General features: G+C 58.3%; 22 protein-coding genes. 6 read left to right on the top strand and 16 right to left on the bottom strand.

The window, feature by feature from the left end:
* The 14 genes from VIL80_RS07725 to gyrA form a co-directional block, all read right to left on the bottom strand.
* Positions 1-1,275: polysaccharide biosynthesis protein (locus tag VIL80_RS07725; RefSeq protein ID WP_332035541.1), on the bottom strand; the 1,275-nt coding region annotated here is incomplete at its 3' end.
* A gap of 90 nt (positions 1,276-1,365) precedes the next feature.
* Complete coding sequence (locus VIL80_RS07720) at positions 1,366-2,262, bottom strand: MraY family glycosyltransferase (RefSeq protein ID WP_332035540.1); 897 nt, start codon at positions 2,260-2,262, stop codon at positions 1,366-1,368.
* Positions 2,262-3,197 (bottom strand): NAD-dependent epimerase/dehydratase family protein, encoded by a 936-nt coding sequence (locus VIL80_RS07715; protein ID WP_332035539.1) that lies wholly within the window; start codon positions 3,195-3,197, stop codon positions 2,262-2,264. The genes VIL80_RS07720 and VIL80_RS07715 overlap by 1 nt, the downstream gene beginning before the upstream one ends.
* A 98-nt stretch (positions 3,198-3,295) precedes the next feature.
* Positions 3,296-3,592: a ComEA family DNA-binding protein gene (locus VIL80_RS07710; RefSeq protein WP_332035538.1), complete on the bottom strand. Its 297-nt coding sequence runs from the start codon at positions 3,590-3,592 to the stop codon at positions 3,296-3,298.
* Between the two features lie 188 nt (positions 3,593-3,780).
* On the bottom strand, positions 3,781-4,497 hold the full coding sequence (pyrF, locus tag VIL80_RS07705; protein WP_332035537.1) for an orotidine-5'-phosphate decarboxylase: 717 nt from the start codon (positions 4,495-4,497) through the stop codon (positions 3,781-3,783).
* 52 nt (positions 4,498-4,549) lie between these two features.
* The gene (gene lapB / locus VIL80_RS07700; RefSeq protein ID WP_332035536.1) at positions 4,550-5,740 is read right to left on the bottom strand and encodes a lipopolysaccharide assembly protein LapB; all 1,191 of its coding nucleotides are present in this window, start codon (positions 5,738-5,740) and stop codon (positions 4,550-4,552) included.
* A gap of 1 nt (position 5,741) precedes the next feature.
* Positions 5,742-6,050, bottom strand: coding sequence for a lipopolysaccharide assembly protein LapA domain-containing protein (locus VIL80_RS07695; RefSeq protein ID WP_240914203.1), 309 nt, complete (start codon positions 6,048-6,050; stop codon positions 5,742-5,744).
* Positions 6,051-6,126: 76 nt separating this feature from the next.
* Positions 6,127-6,435 (bottom strand): integration host factor subunit beta, encoded by a 309-nt coding sequence (ihfB, locus tag VIL80_RS07690; protein ID WP_318954449.1) that lies wholly within the window; start codon positions 6,433-6,435, stop codon positions 6,127-6,129.
* 141 nt (positions 6,436-6,576) lie between these two features.
* A complete protein-coding gene (rpsA, locus tag VIL80_RS07685) occupies positions 6,577-8,256 on the bottom strand; it encodes a 30S ribosomal protein S1 (protein WP_318954450.1) in 1,680 nt (559 codons plus the stop codon).
* Positions 8,257-8,436: 180 nt separating this feature from the next.
* Complete coding sequence (gene cmk / locus VIL80_RS07680; RefSeq protein WP_332035535.1) at positions 8,437-9,123, bottom strand: (d)CMP kinase; 687 nt, start codon at positions 9,121-9,123, stop codon at positions 8,437-8,439.
* 55 nt (positions 9,124-9,178) lie between these two features.
* Positions 9,179-11,452: a bifunctional prephenate dehydrogenase/3-phosphoshikimate 1-carboxyvinyltransferase gene (locus VIL80_RS07675; RefSeq protein WP_332035534.1), complete on the bottom strand. Its 2,274-nt coding sequence runs from the start codon at positions 11,450-11,452 to the stop codon at positions 9,179-9,181.
* A complete protein-coding gene (pheA, locus tag VIL80_RS07670) occupies positions 11,453-12,556 on the bottom strand; it encodes a prephenate dehydratase (RefSeq protein WP_332035533.1) in 1,104 nt (367 codons plus the stop codon).
* Between the two features lie 39 nt (positions 12,557-12,595).
* Positions 12,596-13,675, bottom strand: a complete 1,080-nt coding sequence (gene serC / locus VIL80_RS07665; protein WP_332035532.1) for a 3-phosphoserine/phosphohydroxythreonine transaminase — start codon at positions 13,673-13,675, stop codon at positions 12,596-12,598.
* Between the two features lie 190 nt (positions 13,676-13,865).
* Positions 13,866-16,448 (bottom strand): DNA gyrase subunit A, encoded by a 2,583-nt coding sequence (gene gyrA / locus VIL80_RS07660; protein WP_332035531.1) that lies wholly within the window; start codon positions 16,446-16,448, stop codon positions 13,866-13,868.
* Positions 16,449-16,694: 246 nt separating this feature from the next.
* Between gyrA and VIL80_RS07655 the strand changes: the two genes are divergently transcribed.
* The 4 genes from VIL80_RS07655 (at position 16,695) to VIL80_RS07640 (ending at position 20,463) form a co-directional block, all read left to right on the top strand.
* Positions 16,695-18,062, top strand: coding sequence for a TRZ/ATZ family hydrolase (locus VIL80_RS07655; RefSeq protein WP_332035530.1), 1,368 nt, complete (start codon positions 16,695-16,697; stop codon positions 18,060-18,062).
* A gap of 196 nt (positions 18,063-18,258) precedes the next feature.
* The gene (gene ubiG / locus VIL80_RS07650) at positions 18,259-18,963 is read left to right on the top strand and encodes a bifunctional 2-polyprenyl-6-hydroxyphenol methylase/3-demethylubiquinol 3-O-methyltransferase UbiG (RefSeq protein WP_332035529.1); all 705 of its coding nucleotides are present in this window, start codon (positions 18,259-18,261) and stop codon (positions 18,961-18,963) included.
* 18 nt (positions 18,964-18,981) lie between these two features.
* Positions 18,982-19,647 carry an HAD family hydrolase gene (locus VIL80_RS07645; RefSeq protein WP_332035528.1) on the top strand — a complete coding sequence of 222 codons (666 nt, stop codon included), beginning with the start codon at positions 18,982-18,984 and terminating at the stop codon, positions 19,645-19,647.
* 60 nt (positions 19,648-19,707) lie between these two features.
* A complete protein-coding gene (locus VIL80_RS07640) occupies positions 19,708-20,463 on the top strand; it encodes a YciK family oxidoreductase (protein ID WP_527250111.1) in 756 nt (251 codons plus the stop codon).
* Positions 20,464-20,468: 5 nt separating this feature from the next.
* Here VIL80_RS07640 and VIL80_RS07635 read toward each other — a convergent pair whose 3' ends face one another.
* Positions 20,469-20,849 carry a VOC family protein gene (locus VIL80_RS07635; RefSeq protein WP_332035527.1) on the bottom strand — a complete coding sequence of 127 codons (381 nt, stop codon included), beginning with the start codon at positions 20,847-20,849 and terminating at the stop codon, positions 20,469-20,471.
* A gap of 244 nt (positions 20,850-21,093) precedes the next feature.
* Here VIL80_RS07635 and murQ point away from each other — a divergent pair, with 244 nt between their 5' ends.
* A complete protein-coding gene (gene murQ / locus VIL80_RS07630; protein ID WP_332035526.1) occupies positions 21,094-22,029 on the top strand; it encodes an N-acetylmuramic acid 6-phosphate etherase in 936 nt (311 codons plus the stop codon).
* Between the two features lie 92 nt (positions 22,030-22,121).
* Here murQ and VIL80_RS07625 read toward each other — a convergent pair whose 3' ends face one another.
* Positions 22,122-22,460, bottom strand: a complete 339-nt coding sequence (locus tag VIL80_RS07625) for a hypothetical protein (RefSeq protein ID WP_332035525.1) — start codon at positions 22,458-22,460, stop codon at positions 22,122-22,124.
* Between the two features lie 158 nt (positions 22,461-22,618).
* Here VIL80_RS07625 and VIL80_RS07620 point away from each other — a divergent pair, with 158 nt between their 5' ends.
* Positions 22,619-23,077 carry a hypothetical protein gene (locus VIL80_RS07620; protein WP_332035524.1) on the top strand — a complete coding sequence of 153 codons (459 nt, stop codon included), beginning with the start codon at positions 22,619-22,621 and terminating at the stop codon, positions 23,075-23,077.
* Positions 23,078-23,307 lie beyond the last annotated feature (230 nt).

Genomic DNA, 23,307 nt, shown 5'->3' with positions numbered 1-23,307 from the left:
CTCAGCAAGGCGCTTGGTAGCCCCCATCACGTTGGTCGGGCGCACCGCCTTGTCCGTGGAGACCAGCACAAACTGTTCGACACCGGAGGCTTCCGCCGCCTCAAGTACCGAAAGCGTTCCCAGAACATTGTTTTCCGCGCCTACCACCACATTCTGCTCCACCAGGGGCACATGCTTGTAGGCGGCGGCGTGATAGATGGTATGCACATTAAAGGACTGAATAATTTCAGTCATGCGGGTGCGGTTACGCACATCCCCTAACAACGCTGTCACTTCAACCCGAAGGTTTTCATCCAGCTGCTGCTGGCGCAGCTCACGCTCGATCTGATAGAGAGAGAACTCTGAACTCTCCACCATAATCAGCTTCGACGGTTCCCACTGCACAATCTGGCGACACAGCTCAGAGCCAATGGAACCTCCGGCACCGGTCACCAATACCACCTTGCCCGCGATGGACGCAGAAATCAGCCCTTTCTGCGGCTCTACCGGTGCTCGACCGAGAATGTTTTCGTAGATCTGGGAAACATCCGAAACCCGGCCAGCGCTATCGACCAGCTCTTCCATGCCGGGAATCACTTTTACCACTACCCCTCGCTCTCGCAGGCTGCGGGTAATCTCTCGCCGGCGGCGCTTGGGCACCCCAGGCATAGCCAGCAATACCTCTGAAATGTCCCGCTCGGCAATGACCTCAAGGATATTCGCCGGGCTGTAGACCAGAACACCATCGATCAAGGTGTTCTGCTTGGAGGCGTTATCGTCAAAAAACGCGACGGTTTTATACATTTCGCCGTGAATCAATCCCTTGTACAACTGCAGACCCGCAGTTCCCGCACCATAGATCGCAACCCGGGTTTTGTGGATTTCCAGCGCCATCTGATAGTAGACACGCACCAGCCAGCGCGAACCGCCAACAGCGATCAGGGCAAAACACCAGTAGATAACCGGTACGGAACGGGGAACACCGGCATAGGTAAGGTAGGAGGCCACCGCAAGTACCACCGCGGATGCCGTCACCCCCTGAAGCACGGCAACGATAGCCTGCTGCCCCATGTAGCGGATGACCGTGCGGTAAAGCCCCAGGCGAAGAAAGATGAAACTACTAGAGACCAGTGTCATGCCAAGGCACAACGCCATAGCCTGCTCCGTGACGAGCCCAGCGCCGTTGAACCTGATGGTCATTGCCAGCAGAAATGCCGCTGTCAACATCAGCAGGTCATAACACAGCATCAGCACCGGCTTGTAGTTTTTTTGTGCAACTTTATAAAAGCGCTTCACTAGCCCCCCAATGTATTCCTTTGACGGATCTCCATGATCCACTCACCACACAAGTACTTCAGAACCTTCCGTTGGAACCATGCTCAGGAATCACACAGCAAACTCGGATGCTACCAGCAAATACGCCATCGTCGACGTGCATAGCATCACGGCCAGCTCAAAAAATAATGCAGATTTCACACCAAACTTCAGTGCCGCGCGCTGGTACAGGTGCTGACGATGCGCTTCCCACCAGCGCTCCCCCCTCATCACCCGCAGCGCCAGCGTCAAGGTGGCATCAAACCAGAACGGCAGAAAAATCAGCAGCGGTATTGCCAGGCTGAACACGCCACGCTCCCATCCATCAATACTGACGGCGAAGACCGCCAGCCCGATCACTGTCGACCCGGCGTCCCCCATAAAAATTCGCGCCTGCGGCCAATTGTAGTACAAGAAGATGGTGCTACTGGCTGCCAGAAAAAAACAGATCCCCGCCAGATCGCCCGCACCACGCTGGATGCAAATCAATCCCAGAGCCGTAAAACCGATACTGGTCATACTGCCGGCAAACCCATCCATTCCATCCATAAAGTTGTACAGATTGACAACCCAGACACCCACGAGAATTGCAGGAACCCACAACAGCCAATGCGCAAACCCCGGAACCAATGAAAAAGACAGCAGCGATACGGATAAAATTTGTACAGAGAAGCGAAGTCGGGCACTCAAGGAGTACAAATCATCCACTACTGAAACCGCCAACAGCAAGAAAAACGCGGCAGCTACACCAGCAGACAAATCCACACCGCCTGCGAGCACTCCAGCAACAACACCGGCCAGAATCGCCAAACCGCCAGTGCGTGGTACAGGTACTTCATGAAGCGAGCGATGATTAGGGGTATCCAGAGCAAACTGGCGTAACCGAGTGAGAAGCAACCACAATACGGCGGCGGTTACCAGGGCAGATATGAAAAGCGGAACCCACCACAAATGCATCAGCGCCCCCATCAACTCCCCCTCAAAAAATCATCGTAGCGCGTCCTTGGCAGCCAGCCCACACGCACCCTTAACCGCTCCGAACTATAAAGCTCACCTCTTGACACATCAAGGAAAGCTGTCTTAACACCCAAAAATGACAGGACGCTAAATGGTGACAATAAAAATGCCGCCGCAAACCGGTTGCTTTTTATACGCCTCCCGCTCACGGCCGAGCTGATTGCGGCAAGATCGTAGTAAGCCGGTTCCGAAGCGATGAAAACTTCGCCATTACACAACCGCTCCTCCAACAAAGTAATCGCGGTCAAAAGATCATCCAATGCCACAAAACTGCGATACCCCGTCGCGGGAACAAAAGGCAGGAACCTCCCAAGACGCTTCAATCGCGCTTTCCAAAAAAACGCGCGGCGGTCGCCCGCGTTTATTTGACACTCGCGCCCTTTCCCCTTGTATTCACCGTAAACCGCAGCGGGGCGCAGAACGTTGACTCGAATGTTACCGGGATAAGCCAGGAGCAATTGCTCCGCACGCCATTTACTCAGCCCGTAGGGATCCGTGGCCGGCTCACCCGCTTCTTCCCGTGCAATTTTTCCACAAGGGACCTTCTTTGCCTTGACACTGGAGAAATACAGAAAACTTTCAGCACCCGCCTCATTGGCCAACTTGAGCAAAGCAACCGGCAACTGGCAGTTGAGCCGGTCAGCGAGCTCCGGCTGTTGGCGACATCTAGGAATACTGGCCAGGCCCGCGGCATATACGACTTTGTCGCCAGGGGCGAACACCCCATAAAACCCGGCCTCCGCATATTCTGCAATCTGCTGATGCTCGCAACCTGCTGGCCCATAACTGCGACGAGACAGCGATAGCACCGGCAACCCCCGGTCTACCAGATAACGGCACAAAGCGGAGCCTATATATCCCGAGCTGCCTATGATCACCCATCGCATTTTGCTGAATTGCCGCCTTTAAAAAATTTAGCCCGGATGCAATATCGGGCTGCACTCAAAAAAAGACAGCGCCATGGGGCGCTGTCTTGATGCTCCTGTTACAACTGGATTCGACTCTTGTTCTTCTCCAGAGTTGCAACACCGATTCCTTTTACCTCGAGCAACTGTTCGATGCTCGAGAATTTTCCATTCTGCTCCCGGTACTGAACGATAAGCTCCGCTTTTGCAGCCCCCACCCCCTCGAGCGCCGCCGACAACTCTTCAGCCGATGCGGTATTCAGGTTAACCAGTACCTGTTCCTGCACAACAGGCTCATCAGCAGTCGCTTGCTGAACAGTAACCAGCATCAGTGAAATCGCGAAAAGTGCAGCCAGCGGGATACGGAAAAGTTTCATGGTAAATTCCTTTTAGTCGGTTTATTGGTCGTCATTCCATGGGACCACATACTTCCCCAAGCGGAAGTGACTTTACCAACAACTCCCCCACTTTTTGACCCTTTAGCGATTACACGCCATTACACGCGAGTACAGCCGGGCACTAAATGAGACCTTGGTACAACCAACAGCTCGATTTCGCCAACCCGTCAAGCAGCGTTGTTGCGAATATCCTCAACGATCGCCTGCAGTGCGGCAGCGGGATTTTCGGCAGCAGTGATCGGTCGCCCAATTACCAGAAAGTCAGAACCGTTTTTCAAGGCATCTACCGGAGTAACGATTCTGCGCTGATCGTCCGCGGCGGAACCCGCGGGACGGATACCCGGGGTAACCAGGGAAAACGCACTGCCACAAGCCTGCTTGAGGGACTCCGCTTCCTGTGCCGAACAAACCACGCCGTCGAGCCCGCTGCTTTTGGCCAACTGCGCCAATGCCACCACCTGCTCTCTCAGCGGTCGGACTACACCGACTGGCGCCAGCTCTTCTTCCGCGGTGCTGGTCAACACAGTGACACCGATCAGCAGCGGTCGCTTTACTCCCAGAGGGGCCAGTGCATCCGCCGCGGCACGCATCATGCGCTCCCCACCACTGGCGTGAACATTGACCATCCACACCCCCAGACCGGCGGCCGCGCGCACGGCCGCAGCAACGGTATTGGGAATGTCGTGGAATTTCAGATCAAGGAATACATCAAAGCCCTTCCCCACCAGTTCCCGCACCAGATCCGGCCCGGCGATAGTGAACAGCTCCTTACCCACCTTCACACGGCAGATCGCAGGATCCAATTGGGCGGCCATCGCAAGCGCGGCTTCCGCATTGTCATAATCCAGCGCCACGATTACTGGGGATGCAACAGAATCAGTCAATGAACACCTCTATCTTCAAAATGGATTTGCAGCCACCACAGCGGCTGGGGCGCTACTCGCCCTCGATACCTTTTACCGAGCGCACACTGCCCCAGCGTTTACAGCTCGGGCACAGCCAGTGCAACTGGTTGCCGGAAAAGCCACAATTGTTGCAGCGGTAATGAGGGCGGCTGGCGATAAGCTGGTCGATCAGATTTTTGAGCAGGAACAGGTTTTCCTGCGAGCGCCCCTCGGCACCATCAATGTGCAGACTAAGGAAGTAGCCGAGTCCCCGCAGCGATGGGCGCAGCGCCAACTGCTTACCCATAAAAGCAGCGGCTTCCGCTTCACTCCTCGCCTGGTGAATCCGCTCTGCCAGTGCAATCAGCACACTGTTTGAAGGATGCTCCTTGAGCAGTGCCTCCAGGTACTGAACCAACCCCTGCTCGTCGCCTACCGCGTCGTAGCAGGTAATCAACAGGTCGAGAATTTCAGGAATATAGTCGGGGTTCTGCTTTGGCACCCTCTCGAGCACCTTGATGGCCTCTTGCGGACGACCAAGCAGATACTCAAGCCGCCCTAGCAACAGATTGGCGCGCACCGAGTGTCGGTCGTAACCAAGGGCAGCATCGATATGCTTGCGAGCACTCAGGTAATCCTTGCTGTTGATCGCCTCCTCCGCCAGCTCACAGCAGAAGTGCGCCTGTACCGGCGCCCACTCTCCGGGCAAACGCTTGAAGCGACGCCCGTGCAGCAGGTTTACGGCGTGGATCGCCTTCGCCCACTCGCGCTCATCCCGGTACACCTCTACCAGATATTCGAGACTGGTATTGCGCAGCTCCGAAGACGTTTCCACCAGCTCCTGCAGCAGCCGCTCCGCCCTGTCGAGCCAGCCCGCGGCAATGTAATCCCGCGCGAGCTCCAGCTGTGCTTTCTGTTGGCTGATCCGGTTAAGACTGGGACGTGCCAGCAGATTCTGGTGCACGCGAATGGCCTGGTCGTGCTCACCGCGCTTGCGCAGCAGGTTGCCCAGGGCGAGATGGGTTTCGAAGGTGGCGCTGCTCACTTCGAGCGCATCGATGAATTTTTCGATCGCGTCGTTGTGACGCTCGCTGAGCAGGTAATTGAGCCCCTGCGCATAGGATTGCGCCAGAGCATGGTGCTGATTGTTTTTTGCACCTTTCTTTTTGCCACTCTTGCGACCGAGATACCACCCGATGGCGATGGACGCAAAAATGAAGATGAAAAACGTCAGGTCGCTCAACTCATTCTCCGGCAACCTGGCGGCGCACCGTCTGCAATTCGCGCTCGGTACGCAACAATTGGCGCTCCAAGCCTTTTACCCGGCGCCTTTCGGTCCAGTATGGCAACAGGCTGGCGAGAAAACCCAGCAACGCGCCAATCAGCAAAAATCCGATCAACCAGAACCCAACACTGCCCGCAAATAGCGGGTAGCCGGCAAACCGCGGGGTAATACTCTCAGGATTATCGACGGCGAAATACACCCCCAGGGCAACGCAGGCGAGTGCTAGCACCCCGAATAGCAGACGCGATATCCAGCGCAGAAATGACAAGAGAACCTCCGGCTCCCGAGGGAGTGAAAAACGATTAGTCCGTTACAGTGTTAGCCCACTGCAATCAGCCCGGCAATCACGCACTCTCGAGTGCGTCGTGGCTCAGCTGCTGATTGACCCTGTCCCTGAGTTCTTTCCCCGGTTTGAAGTGAGGCACGTATTTACCTGCCAGTTCGACCGAGTCACCGGTTTTGGGGTTGCGCCCGGTTCTCGGCGCCCGATAGTGCAGGGAAAAACTGCCAAATCCGCGGATCTCGATCCGCTCCCCTTCAGCCAGGACACCCGACATGGTGTCCAACATGACTTTGACCGCCAGCTCTACATCCTTCACCGGCAGCTGATCCAACCTCAGAGCAATCTTCTCGATCAGTTCAGACTTGGTCATGCTGTCCGCAATCCTTTCTAAGTCATTGATTATTCTGGAATAGCGGCAATCATCTAATAGAAAGCCGGACTGGGCAACCCCAGTCCGGCTTCCGGATAGCTTCAGCTCATGGAACTGAAGCCTTTGAACAGCAAGGACCTATTAGTCTTTGTTATTCATTTGCGCCTTGATCAGGTCACCGATAGTAGCCGGCTGAACCTGCTCAGCTTGCTTCTTGCTGTGATCCTTGATCGCTTGCTTCTCGTCGTCCTGGTCTTTGGCCTTGATGGAGAGGCTGATCACGCGGTTCTTGCGATCCACGCTGGTGATCTTGGTCTCTACTTCATCGCCTTCTTTCAGGGCGTTGCGAGCATCTTCAACCTTGTCGCGGCTGATTTCGGAAGCGCGCAGAACACCTTCCACTTCGCCGGCCAGGGTGATGATCGCCTGCTTGGCGTCAACTTCCTTCACGGTGCCCATCACGATGCTGCCGCGATCGTTGGTGGCAACGTAGTCAGAGAACGGATCGGATTCCAGCTGCTTGATACCCAGGGAGATACGCTCGCGGTCGGAGTCGATACCCAGGATAACGGTTTCCAGCTCGTCGCCTTTCTTGAACTTGCGCACGGCTTCTTCGCCAGCTTCGTTCCAGGAGATGTCGGACAGGTGAACCAGACCGTCGATGCTGCCGTCCAGACCGATGAAGATACCGAAGTCGGTGATGGACTTGATCTTACCGGAGATCTTGTCGCCCTTGGCAAACTTACGCGCGAACGCGTCCCAGGGGTTTTCCTGGCACTGTTTGATACCCAGGGAGATACGACGACGCTCTTCGTCGATGTCCAGGATCATTACCTCGACCTCGTCGCCAACGTTGACAACTTTGGACGGGTGAATGTTTTTGTTGGTCCAATCCATTTCGGAAACGTGTACCAGACCTTCCACACCTTCTTCCAGCTCTGCGAAGCAGCCGTAGTCGGTCAGGTTGGTTACAACAGCCTTCACGCGGCTGTTCTCCGGGTAACGCTGCTTGATGGATACCCACGGATCTTCGCCCAGTTGCTTCAGACCCAGGGATACACGGCTGCGATCGCGGTCGAACTTCAGAACCTTGACTTCGATTTCGTCGCCAACGTTCACGATCTCGCTCGGGTGCTTGATACGCTTCCACGCCATGTCGGTGATGTGCAGCAGGCCATCGATACCGCCCAGATCTACGAACGCGCCGTAGTCGGTCAGGTTCTTCACGATACCCTTAACTGCCATACCTTCTTGCAGGCTAGCCAGCAGAGCTTCGCGCTCTTCGCTGTTGGCTGCTTCCATCACTGCGCGACGGGAAACAACAACGTTGTTGCGCTTGGCGTCCAGCTTGATAACTTTGAAGTCGAGCTCTTTGCCTTCCAGGTGCGCGGTATCGCGAACCGGACGAACGTCTACCAGAGAACCCGGCAGGAATGCACGGATGTTGGCAACGTCAACAGTAAAGCCGCCTTTAACCTTGCCACTGATAACACCTTTAACCACTTCGTCTGCAGCGTGTGCAGCGTCGAGGATTTTCCAGGCTTCAGCGCGCTTGGCTTTTTCACGGGACAGACGGGTTTCACCGAAACCGTCTTCAACCGCTTCCAGGGCAACCTGTACTTCGTCGCCCACTTGCAGCAGCAGTTCGCCTTTCTCGTTCTTGAACTGTTCCGCAGGAATAACGCCTTCAGACTTCAGGCCCGCGTGTACGGTAACCCAGTCTTTGTCCACGTCGATTACAACACCGGTAACGATTGCACCCGGTGCCATTTCAACGCTTTTCAGGCTCTCTTCAAATAGTTCAGCAAAGCTCTCGCTCATTACATTACCTATATATATGGGCTCCACCGATGACAACTATTAAGTTTAGTCAGCCGCCAGTAGGAACCCCACCGCGCTGCCAGTACGCGGGTCGGATTACAACTGCGGCCGGGCAATTCTGGCTGATCCCGGCCGCTGCTGTTAAAAATCTGTTTTTAGGAATTGATTCCCAAAGAAGCATCAACTGATGCGCTTATGAACCAATTCAAGCACCTTTTCCAGAACACCGTTTATGTCGATGCTCGTGCTGTCCAGCACCAAGGCGTCTTCCGCCGGCGCCAGAGGGGAGGCTGCGCGATTCATGTCCCGGTCGTCCCGGGCGCGGATGTCCTCCAGCAGGTCGCGGAGGCTAACAGAAACCCCCCTGCCCTGCAACTGATCGTAGCGCCGCCGGGCGCGCTCTTCCGCACTGGCGGTAAGGAAAATCTTGACCGGGGCGTCGGGGAAGACTGTCGTCCCCATATCTCGACCATCCGCCACCAGGCCAGGGGCAGCGCGGAAGTCACGCTGGCGCTGCAGCAGGGCGTCCCGCACCGCGGGAATAGCCGCGACCTTGGAGGCCGCCATGCTCACCCGCTCCATGCGAATATCGCGACTCACATCCTTGCCACACAGCAGCGCGCTCACTTCATCGTTGGCAATCGCAAACTGGATATCCAGGTTGCCCGCGATATCCGCAAGCCGGGCCTCATCCGCCAGGTCCACATCGGCATTCAATGCCGCCAGTGCAGTCAGACGGTAGAGCGCGCCGGAATCCAGCAGCGCGAACCCGAGCTTGTCCGCCAACAGCTTGGCAATGGTGCCCTTGCCAGAACCGCTCGGTCCGTCAATGGTGATTACAGGCGCTTTTGTGATTGCTTCAGTCATAACTAATTTGGTACTGCTTTAGTTTGCTTTTTGCCGGTATAGGATGGAGGTGCGCTCAGTGCACCTCCAGGTTCATTCCCGCACCCTGTGCCAACTCGGCAAAATTGGGGAAAGACGTGGCCACATTGGCGCAGTGCAAGATACGGATGTCCGCACCCGCGCGCAACGCCGCCACTGCGAACGACATGGCAATCCGGTGGTCCCCGAGACTGTCCACCTCGCCACCGCCAAATACTGCCGCTTCACCGTTGCCGCCCTTACCCTGAATCACAATGCCATCGGGCGTAGGCTCCGCATTGATACCAAGGATCTTGAGTCCGTCCGCCATGGCCTGAATGCGATCACTCTCCTTCACCCGCAGCTCTTCCGCGCCGGTAAGCACGGTTTCCCCTTCCGCACAGGAGGCTGCGACAAAGATTGCCGGGAACTCGTCAATGGCGAGCGGCACCTGATCTTCCGGGATCTGGATACCCTTGAGCGGCGCATAGCGCACACGGATATCCGCCACTGGCTCACCGCCCACTTCGCGGCGATTCTCAAGAGTAATGTCCGCACCCATGGCCCGCAGGATATTGATGGCCCCGTCGCGGGTGGGGTTGATCCCCACATGCCGCAGCAGCACATCTGAACCCGGGGCAATGGAGGCCGCCACCATAAAGAAGGTGGCCGAGGAGATATCCGCAGGCACATCGATATGACAGGCTGTCAGATTACCGCCACCACTCAAGCTGGCGCGGGCGCCATCGCGGTTAACCTCATAGCCGAACCCGGCCAGCATGCGCTCGGTGTGGTCGCGGGTGGGCGCAGGCTCGGTGGTACTGGTATCACCGTCAGCGTAGAGTCCCGCCAACAACACACAGGACTTCACCTGGGCACTGGCCATGGGCAGGGTGTAATCGATCGCCCTCAGGGACTGGCCGCCAGTGATTTTTACCGGCGGACGACCATCCTCACCAGTCTCCACCGCTGCGCCCATCTCCCGCAGCGGATTGGCCACGCGATTCATCGGGCGCTTGGACAGGGATTCATCACCGGTCAGCACCGAATCGAATTTCTGCCCCGCCAGCAGGCCGGCAAGCAGACGCATGGAGGTTCCGGAATTGCCCACATACAGCGGCCCGGGTGGCGCCTGCAGTCCGTGCATACCCACGCCGTGAATGGTGACGCGACCATTGACCGGCCCCTCGATCACCACACCCATATCGCGGAAAGCCTGCAGGGTCGCCAGTGCGTCCTCCCCCTCCAGAAATCCCTCTACCTCGGTGACGCCTTCTGCCAGAGAGCCCAGCATGATGGAGCGGTGCGACATAGACTTGTCGCCCGGCACCCGCAGATCGCCATTCACTGCGCCGCCCGGACGGGCGACAAACGTTACTTCCTTCGCTTCCATAATTTCCGTGTACGCTTTTTTGGCCAGCATTTTGGTGAAGTGATCCCGCGCCGCCTTGGCACGGGTAAAAACCCCCATAAGGTGTTCGCTGTCGCCGCTGGCAATGGCACTGCGCAGGGATTCCAGATTGGAGGTGTATAGATCGATGGCTTTGAGAATTGCCTCCCGGTTGGCGAGCATGATGTCCCGCCACATCACCGGGTCACTGGAAGCAATGCGGGTAAAATCGCGAAAGCCACCGGCGGCATAGCGGAAAATATTCTCGTTTTCCGCGTCGTGGGCCAGGGTATCCACCAGCCCGAAGGCAATCACATGAGGAAGGTGGCTGGTGGCCGCAAGCACCTCGTCGTGCTCCACCACCGGCATGGTCAGCACTTCCGCACCAACCGCCTCCCACATGGCATGAATACGCTGCACATGCACCGCTGCGGTATTTTCCAGCGGCGTGAGAATAATGCGGTGAGCAATATAGAGATCATCGCGCGCGGCGGTTACGCCACTCTGCTCGGAACCGGCAATGGGGTGCCCCGGCACTAAAAAGTCCGGCACCTGCCCCCAGACATTTTTCGCCGCCGCAACCACACTGCCCTTGACGCTGGCGCCGTCGGTAACGGTCACGCCCACAGGAAGACGGCCCTTCAGCTGCGCGAATACTGCTTCCACGGTAAGCGTGGGCACCGCAACAAAAATTACATCCCCCGCATCCAGCTCCGGCAGGATTTCACCGAGATCGGTAACCGCACGATCTACCACGCCGAGCGCCACCGCCTGCTCGCAGGTCTGCGCCCTGCGCGCCACGCCGATAACCTCGCGGCAACCGCTGGCGGCCTTCAGGCCCAATGCAAGACTGCCGCCGATCAGGCCAATGCCGACCACCACCAGGCGACCGACAATAACCCCTGAGGCTTCCTGCCCCCTGCACTCTCCTGCCACCGCCATTTACAGCACTCCGCGGGGGTAGGAACCCAGCACTTTCATATCTGAAGCGCAGGCACCGACTTCTTTCAGCGCCGCAGCCACATTTTCGCGCTCGCGGTGCCCCACGAAATCGATAAAGAACACATAGGTCCAGTTGCCACTCTGGGCCGGGCGCGTTTCCACCCGAGTCAGATCGATCTTGTGGTGCTGGAACGGCGCCAGCAGGTCGTGCAGCGCACCCGGTGCGTTGCGCATGGATACCATCAGCGACGTTTTGTCGTCACCACTGGGCGGCACCGCCTGCGAACCAATGATCAGAAAGCGGGTGGAGTTATCCGGGCGATCCTCGATTTTCTCATTGAGGATCTTGAGGCCGTACAGCTCCGCCGCCATATCGCCGGCGATAGCCGCCGCATTCCACTCACCCTTCACTCGCCTGGCTGCCTCGGCGTTACTCGCCACCGCCACGCGCTCCACATTCGGGTAGTAAGAGTCCAGCCACTTACGACACTGCGCCAGACTCTGGGCGTGGGAGTAAATACGGGTGATGGAATCCTTGCGGGTGATGTCGGAGATCATCAGGTGCTGGTGAATCCGCAACTCCACTTCGCCGCAGATTTTCAGGTTGGACGTCATGAAATTGTCCAGCGTGTGGTTCACCACACCCTCGGTGGAATTTTCCACCGGCACCACACCGTAGTTGACCGCACCCGCTTCCACTTCGCGGAACACCTCATCGATGGCCGCCAGCGGTTTGGACACGGCTGAATGGCCAAAGTGCTTCAGTGCAGCCTGCTGGGTGAAGGTGCCCTCGGGCCCGAGATAGGCCACCTTGATCGGCTCTTCGAGCGCCAGACAGGCGGACATAATCTCGCGAAACAGGCGCGCCATCTCTTCATTGGTGAGCGGACCAGGGTTGCGCTCCATTGCCCGGCGCAGCACCTGGGCTTCACGCTCGGGGCGGTAGTAGAGCGCATCTTCGCCGTTGCTCTTTTTTACTTCCGCGACTTCCAGCGCACAGTTGGCGCGCTCGGAAATCAGCCGCGCAATTTCGCTGTCGATACTGTCGATGCGATTGCGCAGTTCGAGCAGGCGCTCGTCCTGCTTCGGCTTATCTTCAGACATAACTCTCGCCTAAATACCTAACTTGTCTTTAACGCTATATCAACCGTGACGCTGCTCGAAGTCCGCCATGAAGGCCACCAGCGCCTCCACCGCCTCCAGCGGGACCGCGTTGTACAACGACGCGCGCATACCACCCACGGAACGATGGCCTTTCAGGTTCAACAACCCCGCCGCTTCCGACTCTTGCAAGAACAGCTTGTCCAGCTTGTCGTCCGCCAGCACAAACGGCACATTCATGCGCGAGCGACTATCCTTCGCCACCGGACAGGAGAAAAATGCGCTGCGATCGAGGAAGTCGTACAGCAGACCGGACTTCTTCAGGCTGAGCTCCGCCATCGCGTCGACACCACCCTGGGCCTTGAGCCACTTGAACACCAGCCCGGAGAGATACCAGGCAAAGGTCGGCGGGGTATTGTCCATGGACTGCCCTTCCGCCGCGATCTTCCAGCTCAGGCTGCGCGGAATTTCCGGCAGCGCGCGATCCAGCAGGTCGTCGCGCACGATGCCCACAGCGATACCGGAGGGACCGATATTCTTCTGCGCACCGGCGTAAATAAAGCCGAACTTCTCCACCGGAATCGGCTGCGACAGGATCGTGGAAGACATGTCCGCAACCAGAGGACTCTTCACCTCCGGAATATACGGAAACTCCACCCCGCCGATGGTCTCATTGGGCGTGTAGTGGAAATAGGCCGCGCCTGCGCTCTCCTGCCAACTGTCCGCCGCCGGCGCGTAGGAGAAGTTGCGATCCTCCGCCGAGGCGACGATGTTGACCTCGCCGTAGCGCTCTGCTTCCTTGATGGCTTTCTCTGCCCACTGGCCGGTGTGGATGTAATCCGCCTTTCTGCTGCCGGCACCAAACAGGTTCCAGGGAATCGCGCTGAACTGGGCGGTAGCGCCGCCCTGCAGAAACAGTACCTTGTAGTTGTCGGGGATCTGCAGCAGATCCCGCAGGTCCTGTTCGGATTCCTCGGCGACCGCGGTAAACTCCGGTGAACGGTGGCTGACCTCCATCACCGAGCAACCGATACCCTGCCAGTCCAACAGCTCTTCCTGCGCCTGGCGTAACACCGGCTCCGGCAGCGCCGCAGGACCCGCACAGAAATTAAACTTCCTCATTGATTCCACTTCCCAGAAGAAAAACAGATCTGAATTAAATCTTTGCCAATTCCAGCCATCGCTAAACTGGCGATCACGGAATTTGCCCAGCTCGATTACAGGGCTTTCGCCACCGCAGAGATAGGGACGACTAAAGTCAAAAAAGGCCGCGAATTATCGCAGCCTTTCTCGGGGTTCAGGGGTGCAGCCATTACTCGTCGGCGGCGCCATCATCGGCGTCACCACCTTCGTCGCTGCCGGCATCATCCGTTTCCTGAATGCGCGCTAGCCCCACCAGCTGCTCGCCTTCCTTCAGGCGAATTACCCGCACACCCTGGGTGTTACGGCCCAGCACGGACACCTCATCCACCCGTGTGCGCACCATCGTGCCCTGATCGGAAATCAACATGATTTCCTCACCCGGATGTACCTGGCAGGCACCGATCAATGCACCATTGCGCTCGCTCTCGGCGATGGCAATCACACCCTGGGTACCGCGCCCCTTGGTGGGGAAGTCAGAGGTAGCTGTGCGCTTGCCGTAACCATTCTCGGTCACCATCATCACCGAGCCGCCCTCTTCTGGAATCACCATGGCGATTACAGAGACGCCGTCCGCCATACGGATACCACGCACACCGCGGGACACACGACCCATGGAGCGCACATTTTCCTCGGCGAAACGGGCAGCCTTACCCGCACTGGTCAGCAACAATACATCGCGGCTGCCATCGGTAATCGCAGTGGCAACGAGGCGATCGCCCTCATCCAGGTCTATCGCGCGCAAACCAACACTGCGCGGACGAGCAAAGGAGGTCAGCGGCGTCTTCTTCACGGTGCCGTTGGCGGTGGCAAAGAAGATAAAGTGGTTTTCATCGTATTCCGACACCGGCATCAGGCTGCTGATGCGCTCACCCTCTTCCAGCGGCAGCATGTTCACCATCGGGCGACCGCGGGACGCACGACCGGCGGTGGGCACTTCGTACACTTTCAGCCAGTAGACCTTGCCGTGGTTGGAGAAGCACAGAATGGTGTCGTGGGAGTTGGCGATCAGCAGGTGTTCGACAAAATCCTCGTCCTTCACCTGGGTGGCCGACTTGCCCATGCCGCCACGGCGCTGGGCCTGATAGTCCGCCAACGGCTGGCTTTTCGCGTAACCACCATGGGAGATGGTAACCACCTTGTCTTCCGGGGTAATCAGGTCTTCCACGGACAGATCCTGGCGGGAAGCAACGATCTCGGTGCGGCGGGCATCGCCGTACTCTTTTTCCAGCAGCTCCAGCTCTTCGCGGATGACCTGCATCAAACGCTCGGGGCTGCCGAGAATTTCCAGGTATTCCGCGATCTGCTCCAGACGCTCACTGTACTCCGCCAGCAGCTTGTCGTGCTCCATACCGGTGAGGCGGTGCAGGCGCAGCTCCAGGATCGCCTGGGCCTGGGCCGGAGACAGGTAATAGGCACCGTCACGCAGCCCGAACTCTTTCGGCAACTCGTCCGGGCGACAGGCATCGGCACCGGCGCGCTCCAGGAACTGCTGCACGTCACCCACCGGCCAGCCCTTGGCCAGCAGCGCTTCGCGCGCATCCGCCGGGGTGGCTGAGGCCTTGATCAGTTCAATTACCGGGTCGATATTAGAAATGGCGATCGCCAGGCCTTCCAGGATGTGCCCGCGCTCGCGCGCCTTGCGCAGCAGGTACACGGTGCGGCGGGTAACTACTTCCTGGCGGTGGCGAATGAAGTATTCCAGCAGCTGTTTCAGGTTCAGCAGCTTGGGCTGACCATCGACCAGCGCCACCATGTTGATACCGAACACACTTTCCAGCTGGGTCTGGGAATAGAGGTTATTCAACACCACATCCCCAAGCTCGCCGCGCTTGAGCTCGATCACCACGCGCAGGCCGTCTTTGTCGGACTCGTCGCGCAGCTCGGAAATACCTTCGATCTTCTTCTCTTTTACCAGTTCGGCGATGCGCTCAATCAGGCGCGCCTTGTTCAGCTGGTAGGGAATCTCGTGAATGATGATGGTTTCACGACTGGTTTTTTCGTCGCGCACCACCTCTGCCTTGGCACGCACGTAGATACGGCCGCGGCCGGTACGGTACGCCAGGAGAATGCCGGCACGGCCATTGATGGTGGCGCCCGTGGGGAAGTCCGGACCCGGGATATATTCCATCAGGTCATCGACAGTGAGATCACTGTTGTCGATCAGCGCCAGGCAGCCGCGCACCACTTCACTCAGGTTGTGCGGCGGAATATTGGTGGCCATACCCACCGCAATACCGGAGGAACCGTTAACCAGCAGGTTGGGCACCCGCGACGGCAACACTTCCGGCATCTGCTCGGAGCCGTCGTAGTTGTCGATGAAGTTAACGGTCTCTTTATCCAGGTCCGACAGCAGCTCGTGGGCGAGCTTGTCCATGCGGATCTCGGTGTAACGCATCGCCGCTGCGCTATCGCCATCGATGGAACCAAAGTTACCCTGACCATCCACCAGCATGTAGCGCAGAGAGAATGGCTGCGCCATACGCACGATGGTGTCATACACCGCACTGTCGCCGTGCGGGTGGTATTTACCGATCACGTCACCCACCACACGGGCGGACTTCTTGTACGGTTTGTTCCAGTCGTTCTTGAGTTCGTTCATGGCGAAGAGCACCCGGCGGTGCACCGGCTTAAGGCCGTCGCGCACATCCGGCAGCGCACGACCCACAATCACGCTCATCGCATAGTCGAGGTAGGATTGCTTCAGCTCTTCTTCGATATTGATCGGAGAAATTTCTTTGGCTAATTCGCCCATATTTTTAGGCATTCCTTATCGTTAACGCCACCCACGGGGCAGGCCCCGGCTTCACCCACCGCCGCCACCCTATCAGGGCAAACACGGCAACAGGCTGGGAAACTGGTGGGGCCAGCTGGTCACAGACCCCGATCAAGCGGGCGATTCTACCACAACTGGCGCGCGGAAGGACGACTTGTAGAGACTTGTTCACGCTCGCCAGCGCCGCTAAAGTCTGCCGCTTTGCCCCGGAACAAAAAACACACAATGGCCACAGCAAGCAGCAGCGATTTCGCGGAAAAATCGAACAATAAACAGGCAGTCGATACCCTGATTCACGCCCGCTGGATCATTCCTGTGGTACCGGAAAGACGGGTGTATGAAAACTGCTCACTGGCCATCAAAGGCGGACTTATCGCCGCCATCCTCCCCACTGCAGAGGCCCGCAACCGCTTCCATGCGCGGGAGGAACACCAGCTCGACAATCAGATCCTGATCCCCGGCCTGATCAACACCCACAACCACGCCGCCATGAGCCTGCTGCGAGGCTTTGCCGACGACCACCCGCTGACGACCTGGCTGGAGAAGCACATCTGGCCTGCCGAACAACAGTGGGTCAGCCCCGAATTCGTCGCCGACGGCACCCGCCTCGCCATGGCAGAAATGCTCCGCAGCGGCACTACCACCTTCTCCGACCAGTATTTCTTCCCGGAAGCAACCGCCGCTGCAGCAAGGGAAGCGGGAATGCGCGCGCAGATCGCCTTCCCAATCATCGACTTCCCCAATGCGTGGTCCAGAAATGGTGATGACGCCATCGAAAAAGGCCTGGCACTCCGCGACGACTACCGCTCCCACAGCCGCATCGGCCTCGCCTTCGCCCCCCACGCCCCCTACACCGTGGGCGATGAAACCCTGAGAAAAATCGCCATCTACGCCAATGAACTACAGATGCCGGTACAGATGCACCTGCACGAAACCGCGGGCGAAGTCGAAAAGGCCATCGCCGACACCGGCCTGCGTCCCATTCAGCGCCTGCACAACCTGGGCCTGCTGTCTCCGCAGATGCTCTGTGTCCACATGACCGCCGTAGATGACAGCGACATCGCACTGCTGCAGAAGACCGGAGCGCACATTGCCCACTGCCCCCGCTCCAACCTGAAGCTCGCCTCCGGCTTCACCCCCATTGCGAAACTGCTCGACGCCGGTATCAATGTCGCCATTGGCACCGACGGCGCCGCCAGCAACAACGGCCTCGACATGCTGCTGGAAACCAACACCGCCGCGCTGCTCGCCAAAGCGATCTCCGGCGACGCCTCCGCCCTTCCCGCCCACCAGGCCCTGGCCATGGCCACCATTAACGGTGCCCGCGCCCTGGGGATCGACGACGTAACCGGCAGTATCGAAGTGGGCAAAGCCGCGGACCTGTGCGCGATCGACATGAGCGAGCTGGAACAACAGCCGCTGCACGACCCGCTCTCACAGCTGATTTACACCACCAACGGCCACAATGTGCGCAATGTGTGGGTGGCGGGGAAACTATTATTGAAGGATCGCGGACTAATGACTCTCAATGAGGAAGAAGTGCGGCAACGGGCCGGGGTATGGCGTGATAGAATCGCCGGTCTCGCTAAATGAGCAGGCGCTGACGAAGTGAGAAACTGAGAATTGAAGCTGGCGCTCCCGGTAACCGTTTCCGGGACCGTCTGCGGCCAGGACGGCCGCAGCCGAGCCCCCATGGATGGGTTTACGGCGTGTCCCGGAAACGGTTACCGGGAGCGGCGGCGCCAGTGAAGGTGGGAAAAACGGACCCCACAACCACAATAAGGCCCAAATGACCAACGTAGATCCGGCGGAAATCGCCAAATTTGAACAACTGGCCAGTCGCTGGTGGGACCAGCAGGGTGAATTCAAGCCCCTGCACGAGATCAACCCACTGCGCGCCAACTACATCGACCAGCGCGCCCCCGTCGCCGGCAAAAAGGTCCTCGACGTCGGTTGCGGCGGCGGCATCCTCACCGAATCTATGGCACAGCGCGGCGCCGACGTCACCGGCATCGACATGGGCGAAGCCCCGCTGAACGTCGCCAGACTCCACGCCCTGGAAAGCGGCGTCAACATTAACTACCGCCGCATCCCTGTCGAAGAGCTGGCCGAAGCCGAGCCCGCCAGCTACGACATCGTCACCTGTTTAGAGATGCTCGAACACGTGCCCGACCCGGCATCGGTGATTCGCGCCTGCGCCAAGCTGGTCAAGCCCGGCGGCCACATTTTCTTCTCCACCATCAACCGCACCCCCAAAGGCTGGCTGTTTGCGGTCGTCGGTGCCGAATACGTGTTGCGCATGCTTCCCAAAGGTACCCACGAATACGGCAAATTCATCCGCCCGTCGGAACTCGGCCGCTGGGTGCGCGAAGCGGGCCTGCAAACCCGCGACATCACCGGTATGACCTACAATCCCCTCACAAAACAGTACAAACTCAACCCGAGGGACGTAGACGTCAACTACCTGATGCACACCATTCGCCCAGCAGAATAAAACCAGAAGTACCCGGATATGAAAGCTGTACTCTTCGACCTCGACGGTACCCTGTTCGACACCGCCCCCGACTTCGTGGTGGTGCTCAACCAGCTGCGCCAGCAGGAACATCTGCCGCCACTGGCGGATGCCACCATCCGCGAAGTGGTTTCCAATGGTGCCCGCGCCATGGTGCGCCTCGGCTTCGGCGTTGACGAAGGCGAAATCGGGTTCAGCGACCTGCGCCAGCGCCTGCTGGACTTGTACCTGATGCATCTGGCCAAGCACACTGTGCCCTTCCCGGGCATCGAGCGGCTGCTGAACCAACTGGCGGAAAACAGCATCGCCTGGGGCGTGGTCACCAACAAACCCTCGGCCTATACCATTCCGCTGCTGCAGGCATTTGCACACCTGCCCACTCCCGGCGCGATTATCTGCCCCGATGACGTCGCCAACCGCAAGCCCGACCCGGAACCCATTCTGCTCGCCTGCAGCCGCATTGGCTGCCACCCGTCAGAGGCGGTTTACGTGGGCGACCACGAGCGCGACATCATGGCCGGACGCGCCGCTGGCATGCCTACCATCGCCTGCAGCTATGGCTATATCGACAGCGATGACGATCCGGAAAACTGGAAGGCCGACCACCTGATCCACAACGCCAGTGAAATCTGGCCCCTGCTCCAGCAGCACTACCTGAACAAATAATTTCCCCGAAACGTAATCGCCGCGCACGCGAAAAAACATTATCTACGAGCCCGATTCCCGATGTCTGAGACCATCACCGATTACCAAGCTCCTGCGGACCTGCTGAAGGACAAAATCATCCTCGTCACCGGCGCCGGCGACGGCATCGGCCGTGTAGCCGCCAAAACCTATGCCGCCCATGGCGCCACCGTCATTCTTCTCGGACGCACCGTGCCCAAGCTGGAAGCGGTGTACGACGAAATCGAAGCCGCCGGTGACGCCAAACCGGCCATTTTGCCGGTCGATCTGGCGGGCGTCCGCTGGGAGGAACTGGAATTTCTGGCGCAAGGGGTGGAACAGGAATTCGGTCGCCTCGACGGTCTGCTGCACAACGCCAGTCTGCTTGGGCAGCGCACCCCGATGGCGAACTACCACTACTCGGTTTGGCAACAGGTGATGCAGGTCAATGTGAACGCGGCCTTCGGCCTCACCAAGGCCATGTTGCCGCTGCTGGAAGAGTCCAAGTCGGCTTCGGTGATCTTTACCGGGTCCGGCGTGGGCCTCAAAGGCCGCGCCTACTGGGGTGCCTATGCGGTGTCAAAGTTCGCCACCGAGGGCATGATGCAGGTGCTGGCGGACGAAGTGGATGGCGTGTCGAATATTCGCGTCAACAGCATCAACCCCGGCGCCACTCGCACCAACATGCGCGCGGCCGCCTACCCCGCGGAAGACCCGAAAACCGTCGCCACCCCGGAAGACATCATGCCCACCTATCTCTACCTGATGGGCGATGACAGCATCGGCATCAACGGCAAACAATTTAACGCGCAGAAATAATTGCGCTACGCCGAGATCTCAACCCGCCAAGGCGGGTTGAGTCGATTTTCTCCCGCCCAGTAGAGCTTGATCTTGTTACCGCTGGGGTCATACAGCACCGCCTCGCGCCACAGCCAGCACATATCCTCCGGCATCTGCGCGAATTTGACACCCTTTTCCTGCAGCATCGCCACCCGTGCGTCGAGCTCCTCGCACTCGAAATAAATCACCGCACCGTTGCGGAAATCACCCTGCTCCAGCGCCAGCGAAAAACTGCTCTCACCCCGCGGACACTCAAAACGCGCATAATGTGGCGTATCCACAATCTGCAAAAAGCCGAGACCGCGGTAAAACGCTGTGGCCTGCGGCATGTCACGCACCGGCAAGGTGATCTGATTCAGATTCATTCATTGCAACCCGATATTTTTTTATTCCCGCAAAGCATAACCTTTCCTGGAACCGCCATACATCCGATCAATTACCCGCAGCGCGGTGGTGCCGCTTACCAGGCCTGATTACACTTCAGTCATGCGCAGACACCACCCGCCAGATTCACCCAGCCATGACCGCGGTATCCAGCGGTCACATCGACCGGATTTACCCGCAAAAATTCCGGTGACAATAAAGGTTCGCCCATCCGGCGAGGGGGACATGAAGAAAACGCTCGCGAAAGAACTCGGATCCCTTGCCAGCGAGTCGCGCAATCCGGACACCCTGGATATCGACCTGCTACCCACCCTGGGCATTCTGGAAAAAATCAATGATGCCGACAGCAGCGTACCCGGCGTCGTCCGCCAGGTACTGCCGGAAGTGGCACTGGTGGTCGATGCGGTGGTCGAAGCATTTCGTTCCGGCGGGCGTCTGATCTATATGGGCGCGGGTACCAGTGGGCGCATCGGCCTGCTGGATGCCGTGGAATGTCCGCCTACCTATGGTGTGCCAGAGGGTATGGTCATCCCCCTGATCGCCGGGGGCGAAGCTGCCGTGCATCGCGCGCAGGAAGGCGCGGAAGACAACCCGGAACTGGGCGCGCAGGATCTCAAATCCATTCACCTGAACCCGCGAGATGTGGTTGTCGGTATCGCCGCCAGCGGTCGTACGCCCTATGTCACCGGAGGGTTGCGCTATGCTCGCGGCCTAGGATGCACGACCGTTGCCCTCGCGTGTAACAAGGCCGCCACGATTGCGAAAGAAGCCGATATCGCAATTCTCCCGGAAGTGGGCCCAGAAGTGCTCACCGGCTCCACCCGCATGAAAGCCGGAACGGCACAGAAGCTGGTGCTGAACATGATTACGACTGCCAGCATGATTCGTATCGGCAAGAGCTTCTACAACCTGATGGTGGACGTAAAGGCAACGAACCAGAAGCTGGTGGACCGCACCCGACGTATCGTGGTGGAAGCCACCGGCGCTTCCTATGAGGAAGCCGACCGGGTACTGGATCAATGCGGTCACAACGCCAAGCTGGCGATCATGATGATCCTGAGTGGACTCGAGCGCGCACCGGCCGAGGCCGCACTTGAGAACGCCAACGGCTTTCTGCGACTGGCATTGCAGAATCTGCAGCAACAGGAAAAATCCGACTGAATTATTTCTGTTCGGGGCACTGTTCAGGCAAAAAAATACCCGGGATTAACCGGGTATTTTTTTGCCTGAGAACACGCTGGAAGTAGCGCCTATCACTCGTGCGCGTGATCGACACCTTCCGCGGTTTCTTCCGCAGATTCTTCCGCCGTCTCCGCCGCTTCCTCGACGACTTCGGAGGCCTCATCCAGCACATGATCCATGGCTTCCGGCACGTCCGCGAACACATCGCCGTCTGCAGCAGCCATCACTTTTTCACCGGCCGGTTTGACGTCCGTACCGGCAGCCTCCGCTTCGGCCACTGCGGTGTTCACATCTTCCACGATGGCCTCTTCCGCAGTTACCGCCTGCGGCGCCGGAGCATCCAGATTGATGTAGTAGAGATAGCCGCCGACAGCGGCGATAACGAGCGCGGGAAGTAGCAATTTTTTCATTTCTAACCCCTGAGTGTGTCGACTTATGGTTATTCTTGCTTGAGCCTCCATTGTTCCATGCCCTATCGGGAGGAAACGTGACAGGTGGCTCAGTTTGCATTGTCCCCAGCCCAGGGAAGGGGCAGATACTTCTGAACTCAACGATCGGAACTGACAATATGGAAAAAATGATGCCGCTCTATTCCCGGACCACCGTACTGCTTCCAGTCCTTTTGCTGGCAGCAATCGTACTGCCGGCAACAGGGGCCGAATCCCTCCGCGAGCAGTGGCTGCAATGCAGTCAGTTCAGCGATGACAGCAAGCGCCTGGCCTGTTTCGATCAAATCACAGGTAATCTGCATGTACGGGCCGAGCAAAAATTCGGCCGGGAACAGGAGCAAGCCATCAAAGAAGCTCCCGAGTCCATAACCGCCACCATAACCAGCGCGAAAGAAGGCGCTTTTGGCAAATACATTTTCACGCTGGATAACGGGCAGGTGTGGCAACAGGTGGAGAGCAGCGAGCGCGCCATCTGGCGCGGTGGCGAGCGCGTTGCCGTGGAGCGCGGGGCCTTCGGCTCGTTCATCATGCACAAGGTAACTGGCGTGCGCTCGCTGCGCGTCAAGCGCATCCAGTGAGCTACCGCATGCACCGTTACCGCTCTCCCCCGTGCGCGCCGATTTTGGCCTCAGGCAACGAGGAAATAACGGTGCATTTTTAGAACCTTTTTATTATTAAGGTCGCTCCCTTTCCTTACCCCACCAAAAATAAAACCCACCAGTCGGTCTTTTTCCGGCGCACCATTCAACCGTCATCTATATTCAATATGTTCGCATGGCGATTTGTGCGCCATACCGCAATCCTGCGA

This window comes from Microbulbifer sp., from assembly GCF_036563125.1.
Taxonomy (GTDB): domain Bacteria; phylum Pseudomonadota; class Gammaproteobacteria; order Pseudomonadales; family Cellvibrionaceae; genus Microbulbifer.
This window is presented reverse-complemented; position numbering and strand designations above follow the sequence as displayed.

Coding starts and splice junctions, on each gene's coding strand:
- VIL80_RS07720 (WP_332035540.1), bottom strand. CDS start 2,262: ATGGGGGCGCTGATGCATTTGTGGTGGGTTCCGCTTTTCATATCTGCC.
- VIL80_RS07715 (WP_332035539.1), bottom strand. CDS start 3,197: ATGCGATGGGTGATCATAGGCAGCTCGGGATATATAGGCTCCGCTTTG.
- VIL80_RS07710 (WP_332035538.1), bottom strand. CDS start 3,592: ATGAAACTTTTCCGTATCCCGCTGGCTGCACTTTTCGCGATTTCACTG.
- ihfB (WP_318954449.1), bottom strand. CDS start 6,435: ATGACCAAGTCTGAACTGATCGAGAAGATTGCTCTGAGGTTGGATCAG.
- rpsA (WP_318954450.1), bottom strand. CDS start 8,256: ATGAGCGAGAGCTTTGCTGAACTATTTGAAGAGAGCCTGAAAAGCGTT.
- cmk (WP_332035535.1), bottom strand. CDS start 9,123: ATGACTGAAGCAATCACAAAAGCGCCTGTAATCACCATTGACGGACCG.
- VIL80_RS07675 (WP_332035534.1), bottom strand. CDS start 11,452: ATGGCGGTGGCAGGAGAGTGCAGGGGGCAGGAAGCCTCAGGGGTTATT.
- pheA (WP_332035533.1), bottom strand. CDS start 12,556: ATGTCTGAAGATAAGCCGAAGCAGGACGAGCGCCTGCTCGAACTGCGC.
- serC (WP_332035532.1), bottom strand. CDS start 13,675: ATGAGGAAGTTTAATTTCTGTGCGGGTCCTGCGGCGCTGCCGGAGCCG.
- gyrA (WP_332035531.1), bottom strand. CDS start 16,448: ATGGGCGAATTAGCCAAAGAAATTTCTCCGATCAATATCGAAGAAGAG.
- VIL80_RS07655 (WP_332035530.1), top strand. CDS start 16,695: ATGGCCACAGCAAGCAGCAGCGATTTCGCGGAAAAATCGAACAATAAA.
- ubiG (WP_332035529.1), top strand. CDS start 18,259: ATGACCAACGTAGATCCGGCGGAAATCGCCAAATTTGAACAACTGGCC.
- VIL80_RS07645 (WP_332035528.1), top strand. CDS start 18,982: ATGAAAGCTGTACTCTTCGACCTCGACGGTACCCTGTTCGACACCGCC.
- VIL80_RS07640 (WP_527250111.1), top strand. CDS start 19,708: ATGTCTGAGACCATCACCGATTACCAAGCTCCTGCGGACCTGCTGAAG.
- VIL80_RS07635 (WP_332035527.1), bottom strand. CDS start 20,849: ATGAATCTGAATCAGATCACCTTGCCGGTGCGTGACATGCCGCAGGCC.
- murQ (WP_332035526.1), top strand. CDS start 21,094: ATGAAGAAAACGCTCGCGAAAGAACTCGGATCCCTTGCCAGCGAGTCG.
- VIL80_RS07625 (WP_332035525.1), bottom strand. CDS start 22,460: ATGAAAAAATTGCTACTTCCCGCGCTCGTTATCGCCGCTGTCGGCGGC.
- VIL80_RS07620 (WP_332035524.1), top strand. CDS start 22,619: ATGGAAAAAATGATGCCGCTCTATTCCCGGACCACCGTACTGCTTCCA.